Genomic DNA, 6,392 nt, shown 5'->3' with positions numbered 1-6,392 from the left:
GAATTTCATGACCTTTATTTCCTACCTCGGTAAAAAAATACCGTGGTTATAAAATCGATCTTGTCTTTAAATCCTTTGTGCAATCTTTATGAATTAAACCTATAAGCTTATGACTACTTCAAACTGTTAATTTCTTTAATGCCATTTTAAAGGTTTTTCCCAATTTTGGGAAAAATTATATGATCTCTATTTTCTATAAATGCGTATCTTTTGATACAATTTACCTTATAACAGTTTCAAACGATTACCCTCTTATAGAATGATCTAATATTGCTATAACACTCTTTAGATTTTGCGCTCGCCAATTTTGGCGAACGTTAATTTGTTATTTTATGCGATAAACAATCCAATCTTTAAAACAAGATGTGATCTTTAAACGTATGTTATCGATAATTCCAAACGACTAAATTTTTAAACAATGTGATTTGTGCTGTGATAAAAACGTATCATAAAATTTATAAACTGTTATGAATAATATCTGCTTTTCATTTCATTTGAACGTTTACATGCGTTATAATATTTACATCATGATTTGCTTTTTATGGTCTATTCATACATGCCAATCTTATATAAAAAATGGTCAAATGAATCATGCATAAAAAGATGGATTCTTGAGTGGATTCATATAAAATAATTGCAAGCAAACTATTGACTTTATTGTGTTTTTTGATATTATACTGAGTAAATATCTCAGAGAGGTTGTTGCTTTATATCACCACACCTTAAAAGAAGCCATTTCACGGCATAATAAAATAAACAAGACTTTTTAGCACACAACACTTTTATTTATAATAATAAGTTCATTGTTCTCATATTGAGTGAGAAATCTAAAGATCATAAAATACCCTTATTTCAAATCTCTCTCATGTTGAAGCAATCAAAATCATTCGCTTGCACATCACAAGTGAGAGTGTCGTATAAATAAAAACAATTAAACAAAGCAACAAAAAGCCTCCCTCTCTCAAGAACTAAGGACTTTAGCAATATTGGAGGCGAGTAAAGTGTATAATGGCACCGGCTTATACTTTTTATTGAAGTAAAAATGGTGGTGTACAATGGATTTTATATGCTCATAGGGGCTTTTACGTTATACTATTCACGAGAAGCGCCATAAAATAAGCTTCGTTGCATTGAAAAACTTTTCTTTTAAAAAAGCGCGTAAATTGGAAACACAAATGCATTCCGTTTGGGGCATTCTGTTTCTCAGACAAACTCTTTAACTTATTGTGGAATACCATACAATTTTAGAAAAAATATTCCGATATATAACAAAGTGTTCCGCACTCTATACCATCACACACAATTGTAAAACCGCATATCATTCCCCTATTTCACACCATAAAAGAAGATAAACTGCAATAGAAATAATCCAATCCTTTTATTTTCAAATACGCTCTTTATTCATTATTCATAAACGCTCATAAATGAATTTTAATCACAAACGCTCAGAAATATGTCATAAATTCTATAAAACCCATAACAGCCATAGAAATTTTCCATTTTTCTACATACTCACTCATCTCAACTAAACGAACGATAAATAAAGTAAATGCCTCATATATAATCTCACAGAAAAAAGACCAAACAAAATCTATAACATCAGGCTTGTTCTACAGAACAGTATTTCAAAAATATAAGTATGCTAATTTATTAACATATTAATTGATAAAATTATCATTTTACATATTGAGTTAAAATCCCTATGCAATAAATTATTCTCATTTCGACCATTTTTGTAAATAATCAATAAAACTATTTATTTACATAGACTAAAAAGAGCAACGTTAATGAAACGATAAAAAGAAGTAAAATATCCCCCCTCTCTCACATGCCAAAAGCAATTACAATATTCCAATCTGGCATCATCATTATGCTTTCCAGATTATAACAACAAGACCTTTTGCATTTAAATAAACTTTTTCACGCTCCCTATCATTGTATTTGGTAACTCAATACTTTAATATATTAGTTCAGTATGTTTATACAATTAAATTACCCAAAAGAGCATACTTCTTGCATTTACATTCCTTGGTATTCCCTTATCTTGTAAAGATCGCACACGTGTTACGTTACTTCGAGTTCATCAAGTGTATACCCATTCTCCAACCACTCTTTAATCCACTTAGGTCTACGTCCACGCCCATTCCATAATTCCCATTGGTTATTGGGATTTCTATAATGGCGCTCTTTGCTCACAAGATCAGCGATATCAATTCCATGGGCATTAGCAATTTCAAGAATTTTTCGTCGCGCATTTTGCTTTTCCTTTGCTTGCCGTTTTTTTAATTCCACATCGATTTGTGTACGCATCTCTTGTAGTTCATCAAAATTCATATTTTTGAGATCATTCACCTTAATTACTCCCCTTGCAAAAAAGAATATTTTCTTGCCATATTTTAAACACAATTATAGACAATTTCTGTCTATTTATTATCGAAATTAAAATTACGATACATATATCACTTTGACGGAGATGTGCTTTGGACCACAAAGAGCTGTTTATTGGTATATCAATTACCACCACTGCATCTTTTTTCAGTTCAATTGCTGGAACTACTAAATGCAGTGCTCAAGCACCATTACACCTCTCTGACTCTTATGAATCAGTAGTCAAAAGTAAATATAAATCGTCGCTCTATAAGTTATGGCAATACGCAACAAAGAACAAGCCCTCTCTGTATAATGATAGTGTAGTTCATTATGACGAGAAAACCTCCCCTCATACACAACGGCTTTTTACTTCGTATAAATTTTTTTTGAAAAAATTTTTGCAACTAGAGAATTATATAAAACAAACAGCTTCAATACAGTATCAAAGATTATTATTTTTTAAAAGCAGCGCCTTTCTTCGTGATTCCAATAATATTGGTTGGCGTAATGTACTCTATTTTATTCCACACTTTTATCTTGTTGGTTGGATATTCGCATATATTAGAAATATTCTTAGAAGAGAACAAAGCAATAATCACAAGGAATATTCTAAGCTAAACAATCTCATTCTACAAATTTATAAAATCAAAAGACAACGAGAAAAAGCACAACACAGAATTAGCATTTGTATTAATAAAATTCTTCATAATAAGGTGTATTGCTAATGATTGTTCCAGATTTTACATTTTTTGCTGCTGCATACATATCCAATATGCCTCCCATGACATTTTCAGTTGTTGCCGAACAAGAAACGCGGGACAATGTCTATGTAACAGATGATAAAGATAACTTGTTCTATCAATCATCTCAGTTTAAGGGAACAATCGCAACAGCTAAACAGGGTGAACATAATTTTAACATAATCTTAGGGCAAATTGATGTTGGAAATATGAAATTGTTTTCTCTTTTTGATGTGTTTGATTTTTGCAGAAATATTACAGTTGTACAAAACGCTTTAACTTACTGCTATGAACAAACAACATCAAAGTGCATCTTTGAAAAAGCGACTTTGCAGTCTGTGTTGAATTTTTACAATACAGAAAACTCAAACCGCACCCGTATGCAAAAAATTACTTCATATATTGGAGTAAAAGCTGCTGTACGAGGAAATGAAGACTTGCAGGAGCCTATAAAGCTTAAAAAAGAAGAACCAGAACAGACAACTAAAATAGATTCTCTTCCTCTCTCTTCAAAAGGAGAGGAAGATGCATTTACACATAAAGAAAGTAGCGCCCACGATGCTTTTTCAGCTGAAAATTTTTCTTCATCGAGAAGATCGCTGAGTGATGACTGATATTTTCACGAAACCCTAGAATTTTGATAGGATATTATAATGAAAGGTAGATAAGAAAATGTTAAAGCTCTAATTAGTAAGATTGAACAAAATCTCTTCTAATTGAGGGCAAAGATAATGAAAATGATAGAACAAAACAGCGTTGATATAGCATTTAGTCAAAAAGCAGCACGTGAGATTACAGTCGTGATGCTTTCAGAGAGAGAATGGTATTTCACGTTTATTTCCGATGATCCAATCACCGGAAAGCCAAATAAATATACGTTACTTACACAAAGAGGAAAACTAAGAACTTGGGCTGATCCAAAATATCTTTTTAAGTTTCTTCATGAACGAGGGGTCATTTGTGGGAGTTTTAATCTTAATCAGGATAAAGAACATGAAACAATTAAATATTCTTCACACAACAGCTCGTAATAAAATTGCTGCATTTTCTACAGCTTTAACTGTATTTTTTATGACCAATCCTGTATCTGCCCAAGCAGCGGGTTTAGATCCTGCAAAAAAAGCTTTAGAACTGCTTCAAACAGATTTAAAAACGATTATCCCTATCGCTGCTGCCGTAATACTTTTGTGCTTAGCAATTGGTTATGCAGGGCGCTATATCGGAAAAGACACATTTGTACGGTGGGCAATCGGTGTTGTTATCGCTGGTTCAGCAGCTGAACTTGCTGATTTATTATTTAAATCCACCTAATAAATCTTTTGAAACATGAAATGCTTCTTTCGTAAAAAAGAAATTTAGGTTTCACTGCTTTTATTTCACATCAATAAAATTATTCCTTATTTCATGGAAAAACTACTTACGCCAAATGCAATTTGATAAGGTTGAACAATATGAGGACATTAATCAATTTTCAATTGAACGATAATAATAATAAAATTATCGCAACCTCTGCAGCTTTAACTGTATTTTTTATGAACAATCCCGTATGGGCTCAAGCAGCACAAGGTTTGAAAAACGCAGATACAGCTTTAAAAGCGCTCCAAAAAGACTTGAAAGGAATTATCCCTATTGCTGCTGCCGTTATACTTTTGTGCTTAGCAATTGGCTATGCAGGGCGCTACATCGGAAAAGATACATTCGTACGGTGGGCAATTGGGGTCGTTATCGCTGGTTCAGCAGCTGAACTTGCAAATATGTTATTCATAAAAGCGTAATGAGAATGACTATTAAAGTTATACTGTATAAAATATCTTTTTATTCTAAAGAACAATTTAAATTGAGATCAACAATATGAAACAATCAAAAATTCTTCAAACAATAATTCGGAATAAAGCTACTAAAACCTCTGCAGCTTTAACTGTGTTTTTTATGTCCAATCCTGTGTATGCTCAAGTAACATTATCAAATGCAAAAACTGCTTTAGAGTCTTTACGGGACGACCTCATTAAAAATATTATCCCTATTGCTGCTGCCGTTATCCTCTTGTGCTTAGCAATTGGTTATGCAGGGCGCTATATCGGAAAGGATACATTTGTGCGCTGGGCAATTGGCGTTGTTATTGCTGGTTCAGCAACCCAACTTGCTACAATGCTATTTACAGGTAAACCATGAATAAATATAATACAAAATGTTTTTAATGTAAAAACTCATCTAATAATTATTAACATAGAAAAATGCTATTCTGTTTATAATATTAAATATAAAGCATTCATAAGAACTTAATACGAGTAAAATATGCAAAAACTAATCAACCTTAAATCAAAAAATAATAAGAAAATCGCCACATTTTCTGCAGCTATGACCGCATTTTTTGTAACAAATCCTGCATATGCAGCGTTAAATAATGCTAAAACAGCTTTAGAAACTCTCAAAACAGATCTTACTACCAATATTATTCCTATTGCTGCTGCTGTTATACTTTTGTGCTTAGCAATTGGTTACGCAGGACGCTACATTGAAAAGGATACATTTATACGATGGGCAATTGGTGTTGTTATCGCTGGCTCAGCAACCCAACTTGCTACAATGCTATTTAAACAATGAATAAATATAATACAAAATGTTTTTAAGGTGAAAATTCATCTGATAATTATTAACATGGTAAAATGCTATTTCATTTATAATAGTAAATACAAAGCATTCATAAGAACTTAAGAAGAGTAAAATATGCGGAAACTAATTAATCTCCAATCAAAAAATAATAAGAAAATCGCTACACTTTCTGCAGCTATAGCTGCATTTTTTATAACGCATCCTGCATATGCAGCAATAGATAATGCTAAAAACGCTTTAGGGGCCCTGAAAAAAGATCTTATTGATAATATTATCCCTATCGCTGCTGCCGTAATACTTTTATGCTTAGCAATTGGTTATGCAGGACGCTACATTGAAAGGGATACATTTATACGATGGGCAGTCGGCGTCGTCATCGCTGGCTCAGCAACTCAACTTGCTACAATGCTATTTACAGGTAAAGCATGAATAAATATAACACAAAATGTTTTTAAGGTGAAAATTCATCCAATAATTATTAACATAGTAAATACTATTCTGTTTATAATGTTAAATATAAAGCATTCATAAGAACTTAATACGAGTAAAATATGCAAAAACTAATCAACCTTCAATCAAAAAATAACAACAGAATCATTGCAATTTCTGCATCTATAACTGCGTTTTTTATAACGCATCCCGCATATGCAGCAATAGATAATGCTAAAA

The 6,392-nt window shown here is 32.1% G+C and carries 8 protein-coding genes; 7 read left to right on the top strand and 1 reads right to left on the bottom strand.

What is annotated here, in order from left to right:
• Window positions 1-2,064: 2,064 nt before the first annotated feature.
• Window positions 2,065-2,352: an H-NS family nucleoid-associated regulatory protein gene (locus ACFINX_RS08520; RefSeq protein ID WP_015857007.1), complete on the bottom strand. Its 288-nt coding sequence runs from the start codon at window positions 2,350-2,352 to the stop codon at window positions 2,065-2,067.
• Window positions 2,353-3,094: 742 nt separating this feature from the next.
• Here ACFINX_RS08520 and ACFINX_RS08515 point away from each other — a divergent pair.
• The 7 genes from ACFINX_RS08515 (at window position 3,095) to trwL (ACFINX_RS08485) (ending at window position 6,152) form a co-directional block, all read left to right on the top strand.
• Window positions 3,095-3,724, top strand: a complete 630-nt coding sequence (locus ACFINX_RS08515) for a TrwN protein (protein ID WP_375668653.1) — start codon at window positions 3,095-3,097, stop codon at window positions 3,722-3,724.
• Between the two features lie 117 nt (window positions 3,725-3,841).
• On the top strand, window positions 3,842-4,141 hold the full coding sequence (korA, locus tag ACFINX_RS08510; protein WP_015857010.1) for a KorA family transcriptional regulator: 300 nt from the start codon (window positions 3,842-3,844) through the stop codon (window positions 4,139-4,141).
• Window positions 4,104-4,421 (top strand): VirB2 family type IV secretion system major pilin TrwL, encoded by a 318-nt coding sequence (gene trwL / locus ACFINX_RS08505; protein ID WP_375668652.1) that lies wholly within the window; start codon window positions 4,104-4,106, stop codon window positions 4,419-4,421. Before korA ends, trwL (ACFINX_RS08505) begins: the two co-directional genes overlap by 38 nt.
• A gap of 140 nt (window positions 4,422-4,561) precedes the next feature.
• Window positions 4,562-4,885, top strand: a complete 324-nt coding sequence (gene trwL / locus ACFINX_RS08500; protein ID WP_375668651.1) for a VirB2 family type IV secretion system major pilin TrwL — start codon at window positions 4,562-4,564, stop codon at window positions 4,883-4,885.
• A gap of 76 nt (window positions 4,886-4,961) precedes the next feature.
• Window positions 4,962-5,282 (top strand): VirB2 family type IV secretion system major pilin TrwL, encoded by a 321-nt coding sequence (trwL, locus tag ACFINX_RS08495; RefSeq protein WP_375668650.1) that lies wholly within the window; start codon window positions 4,962-4,964, stop codon window positions 5,280-5,282.
• Between the two features lie 123 nt (window positions 5,283-5,405).
• Complete coding sequence (trwL, locus tag ACFINX_RS08490) at window positions 5,406-5,714, top strand: VirB2 family type IV secretion system major pilin TrwL (protein WP_375668649.1); 309 nt, start codon at window positions 5,406-5,408, stop codon at window positions 5,712-5,714.
• Window positions 5,715-5,837: 123 nt separating this feature from the next.
• Window positions 5,838-6,152 (top strand): VirB2 family type IV secretion system major pilin TrwL, encoded by a 315-nt coding sequence (gene trwL / locus ACFINX_RS08485; protein ID WP_375668648.1) that lies wholly within the window; start codon window positions 5,838-5,840, stop codon window positions 6,150-6,152.
• The last annotated feature ends 240 nt before the right edge of the window (window positions 6,153-6,392 follow it).

It is taken from the genome of Bartonella sp. AP36NXGY (genome assembly GCF_042195865.1).
Classification (GTDB): Bacteria; Pseudomonadota; Alphaproteobacteria; order Rhizobiales; family Rhizobiaceae; genus Bartonella.
The sequence above is the reverse complement of the archived record's forward strand: the minus strand, read 5'-3'. Positions and strand labels throughout refer to the sequence as shown.